This is a genomic window from Candidatus Babeliaceae bacterium, assembly GCA_041660765.1.
GTDB lineage: Bacteria > Babelota > Babeliae > Babelales > Babelaceae > JBAZVR01.
The window spans coordinates 39,331-61,726 of sequence record JBAZVR010000003.1 but is presented as its reverse complement, the minus strand read 5'-3'; the positions used below and the strand labels follow the sequence as shown (position 1 = coordinate 61,726).

Annotated in this window: 5 protein-coding genes and 1 pseudogene; all 6 read left to right on the top strand. The window is 41.8% G+C overall.

What is annotated here, in order from left to right; translation table 11 throughout:
• Positions 1-120: 120 nt before the first annotated feature.
• The 6 genes and pseudogenes from WC707_05995 (at position 121) to WC707_05970 (ending at position 22,369) form a co-directional block, all read left to right on the top strand.
• A complete protein-coding gene (locus WC707_05995; GenBank protein ID MFA6066704.1) occupies positions 121-12,036 on the top strand; it encodes a hypothetical protein in 11,916 nt (3,971 codons plus the stop codon).
• Positions 12,037-12,039: 3 nt separating this feature from the next.
• Positions 12,040-19,569: a hypothetical protein gene (locus tag WC707_05990; GenBank protein ID MFA6066703.1), complete on the top strand. Its 7,530-nt coding sequence runs from the start codon at positions 12,040-12,042 to the stop codon at positions 19,567-19,569.
• Between the two features lie 79 nt (positions 19,570-19,648).
• A complete protein-coding gene (locus tag WC707_05985) occupies positions 19,649-19,852 on the top strand; it encodes a hypothetical protein (GenBank protein MFA6066702.1) in 204 nt (67 codons plus the stop codon).
• A gap of 143 nt (positions 19,853-19,995) precedes the next feature.
• On the top strand, positions 19,996-20,439 hold the full coding sequence (locus tag WC707_05980) for a YbhB/YbcL family Raf kinase inhibitor-like protein (GenBank protein MFA6066701.1): 444 nt from the start codon (positions 19,996-19,998) through the stop codon (positions 20,437-20,439).
• Positions 20,440-20,541: 102 nt separating this feature from the next.
• Positions 20,542-21,066 (top strand): annotated as a pseudogene (locus WC707_05975) (DUF488 domain-containing protein).
• A gap of 10 nt (positions 21,067-21,076) precedes the next feature.
• Positions 21,077-22,369, top strand: coding sequence for an FAD-binding oxidoreductase (locus WC707_05970; GenBank protein ID MFA6066700.1), 1,293 nt, complete (start codon positions 21,077-21,079; stop codon positions 22,367-22,369).
• Positions 22,370-22,396: the final 27 nt, after the last annotated feature.

Genomic DNA, 22,396 nt, shown 5'->3' with positions numbered 1-22,396 from the left:
AGTGTACGCAACTTTGTTTACAGAAACAATAACTTCTTGATTTTACCTGTATGGGGATGGTAATACCTAAATAACCTTAAGAAGATATTAAGTAGTACAAGATTGAAGGATGGTTTGCCTATGTATCGTATAAGAATATTAGCATTCGCTGTTTTTTTACCATTATCTTTATTTGGTAGAACAGCCACAGATAAAACATTTCAACACGTTAATGTAATTACTGGATTGCGAGCGCAAGATCTTTTTATCCCTGGCAATGCCACCATCGGCAATACCCTGTATGTTAATCATATTATTGCCAATTCAATTATTAGTGCTAGCGGTAGCAGCGGCGGTGGCAGCGGTAATGTTCAGGGGCCGGCATCATCTACTCTCAATGCAGTGCCACGTTTTGCAGATACATCTGGTACGGTTATTAAAGATTCATCAGTTCTTGTCGATGATGCTGGCAACATTACTATTGACGGAATTACTAAAAATGGAATTACCATAAGCTGGCCCAGCATTGCTGGTGGAGCAGGTACGTTTTTAGCCAGTGATGGTTTTGGTAACTTGATATACACGGCGCCACCAGCCCCACCAATAGGAGGCGGTAATGTTTCTTCGCAAGCAATATTTTTTGTTGATAATGCTCTGACGACAACAGATCCAGCAAACGGCCCAAGAAATATAAAATCAACGTTTGTCACGCTTGATGCTTTTAACAATATTGACAATGTCAATACATTAACAGCAGCAACCGTCAATGCCAGTATTGTCGGCGATGTAACAGGTAATGTTGCTGGAGCGGCATCACTCAACGTTCTCAAGTCTGGAGATACCATGACGGGCAATTTGGCATTTGCTACGCAAAATGGTGTTCAGTTTCAAGAGGCCGCTGGAACAAATTTTGTCGGGCTTAATGCACCAACAACCGTCCCACTCAGTTATACATTGTCGTTGCCATCAACAATACCTTTAGCAAACCAAACATTACGAGCTAATGCACTTACTCCAACAAATTTGGAATGGTTTACTTCTGGTGCAAACGTTGTACCAACTATAAGTAGAACTATTTATGTTGCAAAATACGGCAGTGATATAACAGGCGATGGTTCTCTTACGTCACCATTTGCAAGCCTTGCTCAAGCAATCAATTTGGCAAACACTATAGCAAGCCCATCAAACCCTCTTACTATTTTTATATATTCAGGTGTTTATGTAGAAAATAATAGCGCAGGGCCAATTGCAGTTACCGCTGGCGGCATTTCGATTGTAGGCGAAGCAACCAATTCTGTATTTATTCTTCCCAATACGCTATCCAATGATCTTGTATCATGCATAGTAACTACGCGTATTGATAATCTATCTTTTAATGCTGGCGGTGTATCAACAGCGACAGGCGTTGTTCTTTCTGGCGCCAATAACGTCTCGCACTTAAGTGCCGTCAGATTTTTAAATTTTAATACCGGTGTATCATGCGCTGGATCAGGCAGTACCTATGTATTCGATTTGTGTAATTTTATACTTAATACAACAGGATTAAATATTAATAATCCAATTGTTGTTTGTAATAATTGTACCATACAAGGTTCTTTAACAAACACTCCGGCAAATACTGGGATTATGGCGACTGGCTCCAGTGGGGCAATCCTGTATTCTGGAGGCCTTTGTACAAATTGTATAACGGGTTTTACTATAAGCGATGGTATAACTTTTGACGCAACATCGGTCTTATTTAGGAACAATACCAACGGTATTATACAAACAACCGGCGCGCAATTAATAGCACAGTCATGCTTTTTCCAAACGGTTGCTATAACAGGAACTGTTACTAATATTCAAGTGTATGATGCTGGTAGCTTAGCTACTATTTCTGGCGGTGTTTTTAATGGCATCAACTCTGTTGGTAGTTCTCATGCAATAGCATTGCAAGTTGAAAATTCTGGTAGCGCAATTGTTTCTGCCGGGCAAATAGAAAACTATACCACAGCGTGTGTAGTGGGCACGCCTGCAGATACATCATCAACGCAACTGAGTTTATCAGGAACGTTTATCCTTAATTGTACCAATGATATTGTTCAGCAGGGCAGTTCAACATTAAATTTTAATGCCGGCTCTGCCACTAGTGATAAAATAAGTATCGCCAATTCTGCCAATGTTGATTTGGCCTTTTTCGATCAAGATGATGCAAATGCATTAAATATTGGTTCACTCAGTAATACCCGTACAACACTTCTGCAAGTAGCTATTGGAGCTGGCAATAAACCGCAACTTGATTATATACCATCATTATATTCAACTGAAGCTATTAGCTATGTAAATTCTTTAGCCAATCCGTCAACATTGTCAGTTATCTCTAATGATGATGCACATGTAGATGCAATAACAACTGATTACACAAAAGTTGTTGGTGTACGATTAGCCTCTGATACCGCATCTCCTGTTGGTACCACCGGCGCCTTGCGTGGATGGGACATTAACAAAAATGCAACGACAGCAGAGCTCGCATTTAACTACCAAAATAATGATCCCGCAGGCGGACAAGCTACTATTCCAAAATATATAGTTATGCAACTTGATGGCGTTAATAACCAAGTGCAATTACCAAACGCCGGTACAAAAATTGTTTTGGACGCAGACACTAATATATATCGCAGTGCTGCAGGTATACTCAAAACTGATGGGAATCTTATTGTTGGCGGGCTTACGCCTAATAAAGCAGTTGTAACAGACGGCAGTAGTCAGCTTGCTTCTAGCGTTACAACAGCAACAGAATTAGGCTTTCTATCCGGCACAACATCGTCGGTGCAAACACAACTAAATAGCAAGCTGCCATCAAGTGGTGGAACGGTAACGGGCAATTTAACGTTACCAGCAGGCAGCATTGCATCTCCATCATTGCAATTTTCTGGCAGTACTAATACGGGGTTTTCAGCACCTGTAGCAAATACGTTATCATTTGATGTCAATGGTGTAGAAGCGATTAATATTAATGCTGCAGGTAATGTAAAAATTGATGATCTTAATAGCGTTGGTGTTGTGCATACTGATGCAAGTGGCACATTATCAACATCGTTAATTGTTAATAATGATATTACGAATGGTACTATAACTGATGTAAAACTGGCAACCATTTCTACGCCCGGTAAAGTGGCAAATTCGGCAACAACAGCAACAAGTCTTGATACACCAAATGCAATAGTAGCACGAGATGGATCTGGTGATTTTGCAGCAGGTACAATCACTTCTTCATTAATTGGTAATGTTACGGGCGCATCGTCTCTTAACGTGCTTAAAACTGGCGACACGATGACCGGTAATCTTACGATGGCTACAGCAAATGCCGTTCGGTTTCAAGATGGAGCTGGCGCAAATTATGTTGGGCTTAATGCACCGGCATTGGTAGCGTCAAATTATACATTATCACTACCGTCAACCATACCAACAGCGCACCAAGTTATGTGGGCGAATGCAACAACGCCAACTAATTTAGAATGGGTGACATCAGGAGGAACCGTAATTCCAGCAGCAAGTAGAATTATTTATGTTGCACAATACGGCAATGATACGACAGGCGATGGTTCATTTGCAACCCCATATGCAAGTCTCGCTAAAGCGGTAAACGTTGCCAATACTCTTTCAACAACAGCAAATCCGATTGCAATTAGTATAATGCCCGGTGTGTATACAGAAAATAATAGCGCTGGCCCGATAGCAATTACCGCCGGTGGTATTTCCATTATAGGAGACGCACCAACAGGCGTTGTAATACGACCAAATACATTATCCAATGACCTTATTTCTGCAACAACTGCAGTACAATTTACAAATATTACGTTCAGGGCAACGGGTGTTTCTACTGCCAGTGCCGTTACGCTTGCTGGGAGTGGCAATACGAGTAATTTTATTGCCGTATCATTTTTTAATTTTAATACCGGCGTTGCTTGCGGTGGCAGTAATGGTGTTTATTTATTTGATATTTGTTTTTTTGTTAATAACGGGACAGCACTTAATGTCAATAATGCACAAGTACAATGTAGTGAATGTAACATTCGTGGCTCATTAACCTCAACGCCCGCAAATACAGGGATAGCTGCAACTGGTGCTGCTGCACAAATTTTGTATTCTGGTGGCTTATGCTTATTATGTGATACAGCATTTAATATTGCTGGCAATGCGTTGTTTGGTGGCAAATCAATAACCTTTAGATTAAATAATAGTGATATTTTTCAGGCGAGTGGCGCACAATTAACGTTAGAAGCATGTTCATTCGTTCATACAAGTTCGGCATCACCATTCACCAGTATTCAAAGTTCTGGGGCAGGAACTATGGCAACTATTGCTGGTTGCATATTTGACTATACCGGCACTCCAACAACCTCAACAGCAATTCAAGTTACTGATCAAGCTCAACTCGTTATAGATAGTGGATCGATTAATAATTATGTTAATGCTTTTGTTGTTGGTGTTCCCGCCGATACCGCATCAACTCAATTAAATGCATCAGGTGTATCGATATCAAATTGTACCAATGACATGGTGCAACGTGGTACGTCAACTTTAGTATTTAGTTCTGGTACTGCTACTGGCAGTAAAATTGTTGTTAATGATTCTACAAATATTGCACTCGCCTATTTTGACGTAGAAGATAATTATGCATTGAATATCGGCAATCTAACAAATGATAATTTTACGTTATTACATGCCGCTCTCGGCCTTCCCAATGATCCTCAGCTTGATTATCGATCATCTCTATATTCAACTCGAGGAATGGGTTTTTATAATCCACCACCAGCTTCGACAACATTATTTGTTGAATCTAATAGTGGTGCAATGCTCACAGCAATAACAACTGATAGAACTCAACCTTCTGGCGTGCGATTAGTTTCTGACACTGCATCTCCCGTTGGTACTACAGGCGCATTACGCGGTTGGGATATTAACAAAATTGGTACTGCCGCAGAACTTGTATTTAATTATCAAAATAGTGACAGTTTTGGGCAAGCCGTTATTCCAGAATATACGATCATGCAATTAGATGGCGTAAATAATCAAGTGCAGCTGCCCAGTGCAAGTACCAAAATTGTGTTAGATACAGATACCAATCTTTATAGAGGCGCCACAGGTACATTGAAAACCGATGGCAATCTTATTGTTGGGGGCCTAACTGCAAATAGAGCAGTTGCAACGGACGGCAGTAGTCAATTAGTTTCTAGTGCTACGACAGCAGCAGAATTAGGATTTTTGGTTGGAACAACATCTGATATACAAACACAATTGAATAGTAAAGTTGCAAAAGCCGGTGACACCATGACCGGTACATTGCAGTTGCCAGCTGGATCAACGGCAGCTCCGACATTAGTATTTACCGGTAGTACCACGACGGGATTATCTGCAAGCGCGGGCGCTTTGTCTTTGAGCACATCTGGACTAGAACGCATGAAAATATCGTCTGGTGGTACGGTTTCTATTAATAACTTAACACCTGCTGGAATTGTGCACAATGATGTATCAGGTAACTTAACAAGCTCATTAATTGTTAATGCTGATGTTGATCCAGCAGCTGCGATAGTGGACACAAAACTTGCAACAATTTCTACAGCGGGAAAAGTTGCAAATTCTGCAACAACCGCAACGAGTGGCCTTGGCGCAAATACTATTGTTGAACGTGATGGATCTAATAATTTTTCTGCAGGCACTATCACCGCAACTCTTATCGGCGCAGCATCACTTAATGTGCTCAAATCTGGGGACACCATGACGGGTGCTTTGACGCTGCCAGCAGGCACTGCAGCATCGCCTGCATTAAAATTTTCTGGCAGCATCAACACAGGGCTTTCGTCTCCAACAGTAGATGCACTTTCTTTTGATGTTAATGGCACTGAAGCACTTAATATTGCATCAAGTGGGAATATAACGGTTAATAATTTTACGGGTACGGCAGGCGTAGTACATAATAGCGCACTCGGTGTATTAACCAGCTCGCTGATTATTAATAGTGACATTACTCCTGCAACTATTAGTAATGCAAGTCTGGCGACAATATCAAGCACAGACACAGCAGGTAATATTGTTGTACGTGACGGTACGGGTAATTTTGCTACCAACATGATCACGCTTGATGGAACAGTAACTAATCCGACAGATGCTGCAACAAAAGCATATGTTGATTTGGTGGCAGGGTTGGGTTTTGTTGTCAAAACACCGGCTCTTGTTGTCAGCACCACAGACACTCCTATAACGGGCTTGTATACGATTGATAGTGTTCCATTAGCAGCTAATGACCGTGTATTACTTGTCGGACAAAGCACTACTACACAAAACGGCCTCTGGCTTGCTCAAGCCGGCGCATGGACACGGCCTGCAGATTTTGCAACAGGTACGTTAGCTGGTCGAGCATATGTCTTAATATTGTCAGGAACAAATAATGGCGGATCAAGTTGGTTGTGTAGTACGCCGCTGGCGGTCATTGACACGGACCCTATAGCATTTACACAATTTTCTCTTGCTAGCCAAACCACGGGCGCAAACGTTGGCACCGGCGCTGGTCAAATATTTAGGGACAAAACGGGTAACACGCTTAACTTCAAAACACTCGCTGCCGGCACACATATGGTTGTTACCAATAATGCAGATGATGTTACGCTAGCAACTGATGCAACTAATCTTAATGCAACGGGCACTATAGTTGCACGCGACAATGCTGGTAATTTTTCTGCGGGTACTATTACTGCAGCGCTTATTGGTGCAGCATCACTCAATGTGCTCAAAGCCGGGGATACTATGACCGGCAATCTCACCATGGCTACATCAAATGCCGTGCGTTTGCAAGATTTGGCCGGCGTTAATTATGTTGGACTTAATGGCCCAGCATCGGTAACTTCAAGTTATACACTGTCATTGCCCTCAACAACTCCTGCTGCACATCAAGTAATGCAGGCAAATGCAATAACGCCAACACAGCTAGAATGGTTTACACCCGGCGGCAGCGTTAACCCTGTCACAAGCCGCACCATTTACGTTACAACGTTTGGTAGTGATATAACCGGCGATGGCTCTTCTTCAAATCCCTACGCAAGCCTGAGTAAAGCTATTACTACTGCAAATACTATTTCAACTGCAGTTAATCCAGTTGCTATTCTTATCAGTTCCGGTGTGTATACAGAAGACAATAGTGCCGGGCCACTTGCTATTACAGCGGGCGGCGTTTCTGTTATCGGCGAATCTACAAGTTCTGTTATAATTTTACCAAATACATTATCGAATAATCTTATTTCTACTACGATTTCTGCGCAATTTCTCAATCTTTCATTTTCAGCATCAGGCATATCGACCGCAAGCGCAGTGTCTCTTTCTGGTAGCGGAAATAACACCTTTTTTAACAATATAGATTTTACCAATTTTGGTACGGCAGTATCCTGCGGCGGAACCAGTGCCACATATACATTTGAAAGCTGTTTTTTTATAACTAATGGCGTAGGGCTTGCTATTAATAATGCTTCAGCTATTTGTAGCAACTGTATTATAGAAGGTTCAACAACCTTTACAACGCCAGCTAATGTTGGGATCTCTGCTACAGGGACAGGATTTGTATTTTTTACCGGGGGGCTGTGCATAGCTTGTGCAACAGGTTTTGATATAAGTAATGGCATGAATGTAACAACTCAATCTATAACATTTAGATTTAATAGCAATTCAATTATTCAATCAACTAGTGCACAATTAATAGTGCAAGGATGCACATTTGAACCAAATTCTCTTATGCCGGTTGTTGAAATTCAAGTATCTGGGGCAGGCACGGATTCCAAGCTCTCTGGTTGTATATTCAACGGCGCACCTGGCGACATTGGTCCTACAACCGCGATACAAGTTACTAACCAGGCAAATGTTATTGTTTCTGGTGATCAAATTAACAATTATACAAATGCACTGATTATTGGAACATTAGGTGATACAGCATCAACTCAATTGAGTGCATCAAGTTTGTATATAACTAACTGTACAACTGATATTACGCAACAAGCATTGGCTACGTTAAATTTTACTGCCGGTTCTGCTTCGGGTAACAAAATTATTATTAATAATCCTACCAATGTTGGTTTGGCTTATTTTGATCAAAGCGATAATAATGCTTTAAATATCGGCTCAGCGACCAATGCGGATATAACGCTGTTACATGCAGCTATTGGTACAGCAAACGATCCTCAACTTAATTATAGATCATCGCTATATTCTACGGAATCAATCGGTTTTTATAATCCGCAACCGGCATCGTCAACACTTTTTGTTGAATCTAATAGTGGTGCACATGTGACAGCGCTTACGACTGACAGAACTCAAGCTGCTGGTGTGCGGTTAGTATCTGACACGGCATCGCCTGTTGGTACTACAGGCGCCTTGCGTGGATGGGATATCAACAAAAATGCAACAAGCGCAGAGCTTTCTTTTAATTATCAAAATAGTGATAGCTTTGGGCAAATTGTTATTCCAGAATATACGATCATGCAATTAGATGGCGTAAATAATCAAGTGCAGCTGCCCAATGCAAGTACCAAAATTGTGTTAGATGCAGACACCAATGTATATCGCGGCGCTGCAAATACACTCAAAACTGATGGCAATCTTATTGTTGGTGGGCTTACACCAAATAGAGCAGTTGCGACTGACGGCAGCAGTCAACTTGTTTCTAGCACTACGACAGCGGCTGAATTAGATTTTTTAGCCGGAACAACATCATCTGTACAAACGCAATTGAATAGTAAAGTTGCAAAAGCGGGCGACACCATGACCGGCACATTGCAGTTGCCTGCAGGATCAACAGCAGCTCCCGCATTAGTATTTACCGGCAGTACAACGACAGGTCTTTCTGCAAGCGCAGGGGCTTTATCATTGAGCACGTCTGCTGTAGAACGTCTCAAAATATCCTCCGGCGGAACAATTTCTATTGATGCATTTACGACCGCGGGCGTTGTACATAATGACGCATTGGGTAATTTATCCAGTTCATTAATTGTTAATGCCGACGTCGATCCTGCCGCTGCGATTGCAGATACCAAATTGGCAACCATTTCTGCAAGCGGCAAAGTAGCAAACACCGCAACAACCGCGACGAATACTAATACACCTAATACAATTGTGTTACGCGATGGATCGGGTAATTTTTCTGCGGGTACGATTACCGCAAACTTAATTGGCAATGTGATAGGTAACATTTCACCAACGGGCACTTTTACCGTGCAAGCAGGTACACGTGCAGTACCATCAATACAATTCACCGGTAGTACCAATACAGGGTTTTCTGCACCTGAACCAAACACACTTTCTTTTGATATTAATGGTATTGAAGCGATTAATATTAGTTCAAGTCGCGGTGTTTTGATAGATAATTTTACTGGTACTGCAGGTATAGTGCATAACGATGCACTCGGCAATTTATCAAGCTCGTTAATAGTTGATGCAGATGTTAGTCCAAGTGCAGCAATCACGGATAATAAACTAGCAACAATTTCTACTCCAGGTAAAGTTGCAAACTCTGCAACAACCGCAACAAGCGCCAATCTCCCTAATACCATCGTACTACGAGATGCATCGGGTAATTTTTCTGCAGGAACTATTACTGCAGGATTAATTGGCAACGTTCTTGGCAATGTGACTGGCAGCGCATCGCTCAACGTGCTCAAATCCGGAGATACGATGACGGGTAATTTAACATTGCCGGCAGGTACGCGTGCGGTACCATCACTACAATTTTCTGGCGGTACTAATACGGGTCTTTCATCTCCGTCAGCAAATACACTTTCTTTTGATATTAATGGTGTTGAAGCGATTAATATTAGTTCAAGTCGCGGTGTTTTGATAGATAATTTTACTGGTACTGCAGGTATAGTGCATAACGATGCACTCGGCAATTTATCAAGCTCGTTAATAGTCAATGCAGATGTTAGTCCAAGTGCAGCAATCACGGATGATAAACTAGCAACCATTTCTACATCGGGTAAAGTGGCAAACTCTGCTACAACAGCAACGAGCGTTAATCTCCCTAATACCATTGTATTACGCGATGCATCGGGTAATTTTTCTGCTGGTACTATTACCGCAGCATTTTCTGGCACGGTAACGGGTAATGTGATTGGTAGTGCATCACTTAACGTACTCAAAGCCGGCGACACTATGACGGGTACATTGCAATTACCAGCCGGCTCTACAGCTGCTCCGGCGTTAGTATTTACCGGTAGCACGACAACTGGTTTATCTGCAAGCACTGGCAACTTGTCTTTGAGCACGTCTGCCGTAGAACGTCTCAAAATATCTTCTAGTGGTACGGTTACCATTACAGGGCTTACGCCTGCTGGTGTCGTACATAATGACGTATCGGGCAATTTGTCTAGTTCATTAATTATTAATGCGGATGTTGATCCTGCGGCTGCAATTATAGATACCAAATTGGCAACCATTTCTACAGCGGGCAAAGTGGCAAACACTGCGACAACGGCAACCGCTCTTGATACAGCAGGAGCCATTGTTGCTCGCGATGCATCAGGTAATTTTGCAGCTGGCACAATTACGGCTGGATTAATTGGTAACGTAACGGGTAGTGCATCACTTAACGTACTCAAATCGGGCGATACTATGACGGGTAATTTGACGTTGCCCGCTGGAACAAACATATCACCATCATTAAAATTTTCTGGCAGTACCAATACCGGATTATCATCCCCAGTAGCAAATACATTATCGTTAAGCATTAATGGCACTGAAGCGATAAATATCGCATCAAGTGGGAATATTCTTATTGATAATTTTACGGGCACAGCAGGCATAGTACACAATAGTGCACTTGGTTTGTTAACAAGCTCACTCATTGTCGATGCGGATGTTAGTCCAAGTGCCGGAATCGTAGACACAAAACTTGCAACAATTTTAACACCGGGAAAAGTTGGTAATTCCGCAACGACTGCAACAGGTGCAAATAGCTCAAATACTATTGTTGCAAGAGATAACTTGGGTAATTTTGCAGCGTCTACCATTACTGCAAACTTACTAGGTAATGTAACGGGCAGTGCATCACTTAATGTGCTCAAAGCTGGAGACACCATGACCGGTACACTAACACACCCGGCAGGCACACGCGCAGCGCCATCAATACAATTTACGGGCAGCACTAACACTGGCTTCTCTTCACCATCTGCAAATACATTATCTTTTGATGTTAATGGGACAGAAGCGATTAATATTTCTTCTTCTGGTGGCATTCTTATAGACAATTTTACGGGCACAGCAGGCGTAGTGCATAATAGCGCACTTGGTTTGTTAACAAGCTCACTTATTGTTAATAGTGACATTACTCCTGGGACTATTAGTAATGCAAGTCTGGCGAGCATTTCTAGTGCCAATACGCCCAACACCATAGTATTACGTGATGCATCGGGAGATTTTTCGGCAGGCACTATCACCGCAGCATTAATTGGCAACGTGACCGGCGCAGCGTCACTTAATGTGCTCAAAGCGGGTGACACTATGACCGGCAGCCTAGTATTACCAGCAGGTACCGCAGCAGTACCTGCATTGCAATTTACGGGTAGTACCAATACAGGCTTTTCTGCGCCGACCGCAAATACACTATCTTTTGATACCAACGGTGCTGAAAGAATGAGCGTCAGCTCTGGATCAATATTAATGCCGACACCGTTAGTTACCACTAATGTAAGGCGTGATCAGGCAATACAGTCTGCAACTCCGACAGTTGGTGGTTCTGTAACAACGCTCAGCACAACTTCTATTTTGATCTTGAAAAACGTAGTCAACGTGGGCGGAGCCGGATTTACGGTGAGGTTCCCGCCAAGCCCAATTGATGGTCAGTTTTTTACTATTGTGCAGGGATCAACAAATAGCACGACATTGGTAAACACTGGAGGCACAGGCGGCGCTGCTATTGTTAATCCAGTTAATTCATTAGCTCCGGGATCGAACTTTACATCATCTACTAATGGCGCAGCGGTTACGTATTATTATAATGCAACAGCAAATACATGGTATAGAATCGGGAGAGGATAAAAAATGAATTACCTGAGATTGGCAACGTTAACAATTTTTTCTTTATCAACATGGACAACGTGTGGAACACCAAAAGACAAAACATTTCAGCATGTTACGGTGCTGACTGGATTGCGAGCACAAGATCTTTTGGTTCTTGGTAATGCATCGATTGTTGGTGATTTGTTTGTTCATGGCAAAATTATTGCCTCTAGTATTGTTGGCGGCGGTACGGTAACGGGCCCGTCACCATCAACACTTAATGCAGTGCCTCGCTTTGGCGATACTTCAGGCACGCTGCTAGAAAATTCTTCGGTACTTATCGATAATTTCGGCAATGTTACGCTTAATGGCATTACAAAAAATGGTAACACCGTTGCGTGGCCAAGCATTGTTGGTGCTGTTAATACTTTTCTTGCAAGTGATGGCGCTGGCAATTTGGTATATGCAACGCCTGCAGGCGGCGGGAATGTCTCAACCGCATTAAATTTTACCACAGACAATGCACGCGTGAGGACAGATTTATTAAGTGGCGTAGATGATATAAAACAATCTAACGTTACGCTTGATAATAGTAATAATATTGCGGGAATAAATTCTTTAACAGCAACTACGGTTAATGCAAACGTAGTTGGTTCATCATCACTGAATGTGCTCAAGTCTGGTGATACCATGACCGGCAATCTTACCATGGCTACGCAAAATGCCATTCGCTTACAAGATGGTGCTGCGGTAAATTATGTTGGGCTTAATGGACCAGCATCTGTTGCATCCAGTTATACCTTATCATTCCCATCAGCAACGCCGATAGGTCATCAATTATTACGTACAAATTCAATAACACCTACCAATTTAGAGTGGGTAACTCAAGGTTCGAGCGTTCTACCAGTCAATAGTAGATCTATTTATGTTGCAAAATTTGGCAATGATGTAACAGGTGATGGATCGTACGCAACACCATACGCAAGTCTTGATAAGGCTGTTGACGTTGCAAACGGCCTTGCAACAAGCTCTGACCCTGTTGCTATTCTTATCAGCTCTGGCGTCTATATAGAAAATAATAGCGCTGGCCCAATCGCTATTACTGCCAATGGCATTTCGGTGATTGGTGCTTCACCAAGTGGTGTTATCATACAACCAAATACATTATCCAATGATCTTATTTCTGCAATAGAAGGCGTGCAGTTTTCTACTTTGACGTTTGAGTCAGGTGGCGTATCAACAGCGGCGGCAGTTGATCTTGCTGGCACTAATAATACAAGTAATTTTACATCAGTAACGTTTTTGAATTTTAATACAGGTGTATTATGTGCGGGAACAAATAATATCAATACATTTGATCTGTGCATTTTTATTGGAAATGGGACGGCGCTTAATATTAATAATGTACAAGTTGCATGCAGCAGCTGCAAAATAGAAGGTTCCCCAACCACTACACCGGCAAATACGGGAGTAATGGCAACCGGAGCTAGCGCTCAAGTACTCTTTGCCGATGGTTTATGCGTACAGTGTACTACTGGGTTTAATATAAATAATTCTGCGAATTTTGCTGGAAAAGCAACAGCTTTTTCGACTAATACAGATGCTATAGTGGTTGCAACGGGAGCGCAACTTAATATACAAGCATGCTCATTTGCGCCGGTTAACTCAGCGGGGACTATTACTAGTATTCAAGCATCTGGTGTAGGTACATTGGCTATTGCTGCTGGATGCATATTTAATTATGTTGGTCCAGCAATCAATTCAACAGCAATAAAAGTGACCAATCAAGCAGTTTTTAGGGTGATCGGCTCAGAGATTAATGGTTATCAAAATGCACTTGTTATTGGTGATCCTGGCGATACATTATCAACACAATTAAGTGCTTCAAGTCTTTCTATTGTAGATTGTACCAATGATATTATTCAACAGGGTAGCTCAACGCTGGTGTTTACTTCTGGCACTGCTACAAGTAGCAAAATAAGCATCGCCAATTCGACTAATGTAGATTTAGCTTTTTTTGATTTGGATGACAATAACAGTTTAAATATTGGGTCACTCAGTAATGTACGTACCCAGTTAATACAAGCCGCTATTGGGACAACAAATAATCCTGAGTTTGTGTACTTCCCATCAATTTATTCAACACAGTCGATTGGTTTTGAAAATCCTTCCGCAAATGCATCAACGTTATCTGCAATAGCCAATAATGATGTGCATGTAACAGCAATAACAACGGACAGAACAAAAGTTGCAGGCATTCGCTTGGTGTCTGACACAGCATCTCCTGTTGGTGGGACAACTGCGCTGCGCGGATGGGATATTAATAAAATTGGAACAACGGCAGAGCTCGCATTTGATTACCAAAATAGTGATATTTTTGCTCTTGGTGTTACGCCACTGTACACCATTTTGCAGTTGGATGGAGAAAATAACCAAGTGCAATTGCCTAATGTAAATACAAAAATTGTATTAGACGCTGATACCAATTTATATCGCGGCGCTGCAAATACACTCAAAACCGATGGCAATCTGATTGTTGGCGGGTTAACAGCAAACAGAGCCGTTGCAACCAACGGCAGCAGCCAATTAGTTTCTAGCTCTACAACAGCGGCGGAATTAGACTTTTTGGTGGGCACAACATCTGATATACAAACGCAGCTTAATGGCAAAGTTGCAAAAGCTGGTGACACCATGACCGGCACGTTGCAATTACCCGCAGGGACAACAGCAGCCCCGGCATTAGTATTTACCGGTAGCACAACAACTGGTCTTTCTGCAAGTTTGGGCAATTTGTCTTTGAGCACATCTGGACTAGAACGCATGAAAATATCTTCCGGCGGAACAGTATCTATTAACAATCTGACACCTGCTGGTGTTGTGCATAATGATGTATCGGGTGATTTATCGAGCTCTCTGATTGTTAATGCAGATGTCAGTAATTCTGCTGCAATAGTAGATGGCAAGCTTGCCACTATTTCAAGTTCCGGCAAAGTTGCAAATTCTGCAACAACAGCAACGAGTGGCCTTGGTGCAAATACTATTGTTGAACGTGATGGATCTAATAATTTTTCTGCGGGCACTATAACGGCAACGCTTGTTGGTGCGGCATCACTTAATGTGCTCAAATCTGGGGACACCATGACGGGCGCGTTGACGTTGCCAGCAGGCACTGCAGCATCGCCTGCATTAAAATTTTCTGGCAGCATCAACACAGGGCTTTCATCTCCAACAGTAGATGCACTTTCTTTTGATGTTAATGGCACTGAAGCACTTAATATTGCATCAAGTGGGAATATAACGGTTAATAATTTTACGGGTACGGCAGGCGTAGTACATAATAGCGCACTCGGTGTATTAACCAGCTCGCTGATTGTTAATAGTGACATTACTCCTGGAACTATTAGTAATGCAAGTCTGGCGACAATTTCCAGCACAGATACTCCAGGCAATATTGTGGTACGTGATCTTGCAGGTAATTTTGCTACAAATATGATCACGCTTGATGGAACAGTAAGTAATCCGACTGATGCTGCAACAAAAGCATATGTTGATTTGGTGGCAGGATTGGGTTTTGTTGTCAAAACACCGGCTCTGGTTGTCAGCACCACAGACACTCCTATAACGGGATTATATACGATTGATAGTGTTCCATTAGCAGCTAATAACCGTGTATTACTTGTCGGGCAAAGCACTACTACACAAAACGGCCTCTGGCTTGCTCAAGCCGGTGCATGGACACGGCCTGCAGATTTTGCAACAGGTACGTTAGCTGGTCGAGCATATGTCTTAATTACATCAGGAACAAATAATGGCGGATCAAGTTGGCTGTGTAGTACGCCGCTGGCGGTGATTGACACGGATCCTATAGCATTTACACAATTTTCTCTTGCTACTCAAACCACGGGCGCAAACGTTGGCACCGGCGCTGGACAAATTTTCCGCGATAAAACAGGCAATACGCTTAACTTCAAAACACTCGCAGCCGGCCCACATATGGTCATCACTAATAATACTGACGATGTTACGCTAGCAACTGACGCAACAGGTGCTAATGTGGCAGGTACCATTGTTGCGCGTGATGGATCTGGTAATTTTTCTGCAGGGACTATTACTGCAGCATTAGTTGGCGCAGCATCACTCAATGTGCTCAAAGCCGGTGATACTATGACCGGCAATCTCACGATGGCTAATGCAAATGCCGTGCGTTTGCAAGATCTTGCCGGCGTCAATTATGTCGGGCTTAATGGTCCGGCATCGGTGACTTCGAGTTATACATTGTCATTGCCCGCTGCAACGCCTACCGCGCGACAAGTATTACAAGCAAATGCAATAACACCAACACAATTGGAGTGGTTCACTCTTGGTGGTAGCGTTGTTCCTGCAACGAGCAGAACTATTTACGTAACAAAAGCGGGTAATGATGTCACGGGTAACGGTACTTTTTCAAGCCCGTATGCAAGTCTTGCAAAAGCAGTAAGTGTTGCAAATACGCTTGCATCAACTGCTAATCCTGTTGCTATTCTTATGAGCTCCGGTGTGTATACAGAAGACAATAGCGCTGGGCCGATAGCTATCACCGCAGGTGGTATTGCAATTGTGGGTGATGCATCAGATACGGTAATTATACAACCAAACACATTATCCAATGATCTTATTTCTACAACAGTTGGCGTGCAATTTTTGAATCTGACATTTCAGTCAGGAGGCGTATCAACAGCGCGTGCGATTTCTCTTGCCGGTACAGGCGCGCTCACTAATTTTACATCAGTAATTATTTTTAATTTTAATACGGGCGTGTCGTGCGCAGGAACAAGTAATACCAATATATTTGATCTGTGCCTTTTTGTTGGTAACGGAACGGCTCTTGATGTCAATAATGTTGAATTAATATGTAGCAGTTGCAAGATAGAAGGCTCTCCGACAACAACACCAGCGAATACAGGAGTATCGGTAACCGGTTCTGGCGCACAGGTATTATTTTCTGATGGTTTGTGTACGCAATGTACAACTGGCTTTACGGTAAGTAATAATGCGCTTCTCGCTATGCGATCAACATTTTTAAGTATCAATACTAATGCTGTTATAGCTGCAACAGGCGCGCAACTCACCTTAGAAGCATGTTCTTTTGCCCCAATTAATACGGCAGCAACTCTTATTAATATTCAAGCATCTGGTGCAGGAACATCAGCCGTTATCGCTGGATGCATATTCAACTATAGCGGGCCGGCTATTAATTCGACAGCAGTGACAATAACTAATCAAGCAGTTGTTACACTTACTGGTTCAGAGATCAATGGTTATAGAAACGGGCTGATTATAGGCAATCCTGGAGACACATCTTCAACTCAAGTATCCGCGTCTAGCCTTTTCATTGCAAATTGCGTAAATGATATTATACAGCAGGGAACATCATCGTTAATATTCACATCTAGTTCTGCTTCGAGTACTAAAATTGCCATTAATAATTCCGCCAATGTGACCCTTGCATTTTTCGATCTTGATTCTCAGAACGTACTCAATATCGGGCCGCTATCTGATACAAATATTAACTTGTTAGAAGCCGCTATATCTACAGCAAATGTTCCAAGTTTTAATTACAAGTCATCGTTGTATGCAACTCGCGGCATGGGCTATACAAATCCTGCACAAAATCCATCGACACTTTTTGTTCAATCTAATAGTGGTGCAGATGTAACGGCAATAACAACCGATAGAACAAAAGTTGCGGGCGTGCGCTTGGTGTCTGATACAGCATCTCCTGTTGGTACTACAGGTGCTTTGCGCGGCTGGGATATCAATAAAAATGCGACCAGCGCTGAGCTTTCTTTTAGTTATCAAAATAGCGATGTTTTTGGTCAAATTGCTATTCCAGAATATACGGTTATGCAACTTGATGGCGTAAATAATAAAGTACAGTTACCCACTGCAAATACGCAAATTGTATTTGCAGCAGATACCAATGTATATCGCAGTGCTGCTGGAATATTAAAAACCGATGGCAATCTTATTGTTGGAGGCCTAACTGCAAATAGAGCCGTTGCAACTGATGGCAGTAGTCAACTTGTTTCTAGCACTACGACAGCAGCTGAATTGAATTTCTTGGCTGGCGTAACGTCTGGGGTCCAAGCACAATTGGATAGCAAACTTTCAACAGCTGGTGGTTCTATGACTGGCACATTACAGTTACCGGCAGGAACAACGGCAGCCCCTGCATTAATATTCACCGGTAGCACGACAACAGGATTATCAGCAAATAGTAGTGCGTTGTCTTTGAGTACGTCTGGACTAGAACGCATGAAAATATCTTCTGCCGGCACCGTTTCTATAAATGATTTAACGCCTGCGGGTGTTGTACATAATGATGTATCGGGCAACTTAACAAGCTCATTAATTATTAACGCAGACGTGAGCAATTCAGCTGCTATTGATGACATAAAGCTTGCAACTATTTTTACTGCCGGCAAAGTTGCAAATTCTGCAACAACGGCAACCAGTGCCAATACGGCAAATGCTATTGTTGCCCGTGATGCATCGGGCAATTTTGCTGCAGGCACTATTACCGCAAGTTTTTCTGGCGCTGCGGCACTTAATGTGCTTAAAGCCGGAGACACCATGACTGGCGCTTTGACGTTACCTGCAGGTACTGCAGCATCACCGACATTAAAATTTTCTGGAAGTACCAACACGGGACTTTCTGCGCCAGTACCGAACACACTTTCTTTTGATGTTAATAGTACAGAGGCTATAAATATTAATTCGAGTGGGAATATTACTGTTGATAATTTTACTGGCACAGCCGGCGTAGTGCATAGTAGTGCTCTTGGTGTATTATCAAGCTCGCTGATTGTGAATAGTGACATTACTCCTGGGACTATCAGCAACGCAAGTCTGGCGAGCATCTCAAGTTCCAATACGCCAAACACGATTGTATTACGAAATGCATCAGGAGATTTTTCGGCAGGTACTATTACCGGAGCATTACTAGGGAATGTAACCGGTGCAGCATCGCTGAATGTGCTCAAAGCTGGGGACACGATGACGGGTACGCTGATACTTCCTGCAGGGAGCGCAGCATCACCGGCATTAAAATTTACCGGCAGTACCAACACGGGGCTCTCGGCTGCAATTGCAAATACCCTATCGCTTGATGCCAATGGCATTGAAGGGATGAATATTAGCCCAACAGCTATTACAACAATTTTAAAATTGATTTTGACCAATTTATTATGCAATCAAGCGCTGCAATCAGTAGTACCAACCGTTGGTGGTTCTGTAACAACAGCAAGTGGCACCTCTATATTGATTTTAAAAAATGCTGCCAACGTAGGCGGTGCTGGGTTTACGGTTACGTTCCCACCAAGCCCAACTGATGGACAATTTTTTACTATTTTGCAGGGATCTACGAATAGTACAGCACTCAATAATGCTGCTGGTACGGGCGGAGCAGCTATTGTTAATCCTATAACAACATTAAATCCAGGAGCAAACTTTTCGTCAACTGCTAACGGTGCATCGGTTACATATTATTACAATACAACAGCAAATAGTTGGTACAGATATGGTCGCGGATAGAGAAAATTATAGATTTTTTTCTATTAATTAATTAATGTGTTATTGATAGTTATAGTGGTTAATTAACACGGAGTTTTTTATGGCTTATGGCGTTAAATCTAAAAAAAGTGGAAAAATGTATTATCTTCATTCCAAAGAAGTAAAACTAGCTGGTGATCGCAAACAAGTTATTTTTTATTTTGCGGGTGAACAAGCGAGCAACGCTCTTGATGCACTGCCAGCGGGATATGAAGTGATAGAAAATGAACGCACGGGCTTGCCAATGTTGCGCAAGAAAAAATAAGAATATTATTTTTCACACGAGTGTTGCTTATAATAATGAGTAACACTCGTGCGCGTAAACAGTTAGGTACAAGAGCGATGAAAAAAATATTAAAATTATATGTATTTTTTATTATTATATTTTTACACGCGCAAGAGAAAAACATGTTACTAACAAGCCCAAATTTTAGTCACAACAAAGAAATCCCATCACACTATACATGCGACGGAAAAAATATTTCTCCCGCATTGCAATGGGAAAATGTACCCAACAATACAAAAAGTTTTGCACTGATTGTTGATGATCCAGATGCGCCGCATACAACATTTGTGCACTGGGTTGTTTTTAATATACCGGCAGAAATGCGCGCGCTTCCTGAAGGTGTTAAAAAAGGGAATTTTGCTCAAGGTATTACCGACTTTTCTACGCCACAATATGGCGGTCCCTGTCCACCAAGCGGCACGCACCGTTATTTTTTTACCTTATATGCACTTGATACACAGCTCGATCTTGCCCAAGGGGCAACTAAAGAACAACTTTTGGATGCGATTAAAGGACACGTGTTGGGAAAAGCCGAATTAATTGGCCTCTATCAACGCAAAAAATAGAAAAAATAGAATGAACATTTTAAACTTATATTTTTGGCGATCACTCTTTTAAGACATATAGTATTACATACATAAATACTTTCTTTTAGCGGGTATATAACGTTGGCTAAAAAAATTATTGTATTTACCATCGGTCACTCAACAAGAACACTTCCTGACTTTATAAGCATCTTGCAAAAATTTGGCATTCAAAAAGTTATTGATGTTCGTACTATTCCTAAATCACGACATAACCCACAATTTAATGAAGAGCATTTAAAGATAGCTTTGCGAAACCATAAAATTGGATATGTACATATGAGTACTTTAGGGGGATTGCGCCATTCGCATGCAGATTCCATTAATATGGGGTGGCATAATAGTTCATTTCGTTGATTTGCTGATTATATGCAAACGGAAAATTTTGGAGAGGCTATTGAAAAGCTAAGTGAGCTTGCACAAAAAAAAAGGATTGTCATTATGTGTGCTGAAGCGGTACCATGGCGTTGTCATCGATCATTACTGGGCGATGCTTTATTGGTACGTCACTATGAAGTTGAAGATATTTATAGCCTCACGGTAGCAAAACCACATACGATGACATCATTTGCTGAGGTACATGGGAAAAAAATTATTTATCCATTATGAAAGTAATACTATGAAAATGTCGTCTTCTTTACCGCAAGATCAAGTTTTTTGGTACCTCAATGAGCGTAACATTCAGCGACTTGATAGAGATATTGTGACTGACGTGGTTGTTGTAGGTGGGGGAATGGCGGGGCTATCCGCGGCTCAAAGTTTTCATAAAAAAGGCCTCAAGGTCGCACTTTTAGAAAAAAATTATTGTGGCTCCGGCGCAAGTGGAAAAAGTTCTGGTTTTATTACGCCTGATTCAGAGCTACCATTACGCAGTCTTATAGATTCTTATGGAGCAATTGAAGCAAAAAAAATATGGGAGTTAATAACTTCCGGAGTCACACTGATTAAAAATAATATCACAGAATATAATTTAGATTGTGATTATCAGGTGCAAGATACACTTGTTGTAGCAAATACACAGCGTGCGTTTGTATCAGCACTTACTGCAGAACATAACGCACGACAACAATTACAGTATGCAAGTACTTTGTATACTCAAGATCAGTTACATACAGTTATTGGTTCTCATGGTTATATGGGTGCAGTAACCTATGCAGATACCTTTAGCATACAAGGCTATCGTTATTGTTATGGCATGAAGCAGGTATTACAAAAAAATGGCGTTCATATATATGAAGAAACGCCGACTATTGATATTCAAGATCATATCGTCAAGACACCGTATGCAACTGTACGAGCAGAACATATTATTGTATGCACAGATCATTTTACGGCATCGCTGGAAACGTTTAAAAATCTTATATATCATGCACAAACATTTCTTACGCTTTCTGCACCATTATCGCCAGAACAGATTAAGAAAATTTTTCCTGAACGGCATTTTTTGGTATGGGATACGGATATGGTCTATCACTATTATCGACTGACGAGTGATAACAGACTGCTTCTTGGTGGCGCTAGCTTATTATATACCTATGCACAACATGAAAAGCATAACAACGCTTATGTTATGCGCAAACTTTCGCGCTATTTTAATGAAAAATTTGCCAGTGTAGATATTACCTTTGAATATATATGGCCTGGGCTCATTGGCATTAGTAAAGATTTATTTCCTGTGGCTGGTCGTGATGCAACAATGGCTTCTGTTTATTATATAGCAGCAGCGGCCGGCTTGCCGTGGGCCACTGCACTAGGCATGTACAGCGCAGAAAACATTATTAATAACAATAATTCTTTTGACCATCTTCTTTCGCCGTACAGATCTTTTACGCTTGGTCCTATTACACAAAATATTTTAGGAACACGACTTACTTTTGCATTATCAAATTTTTTAACGGTTGGCAGCTTGTAAATTAATTTTATTTATCTTGCGTTTAAA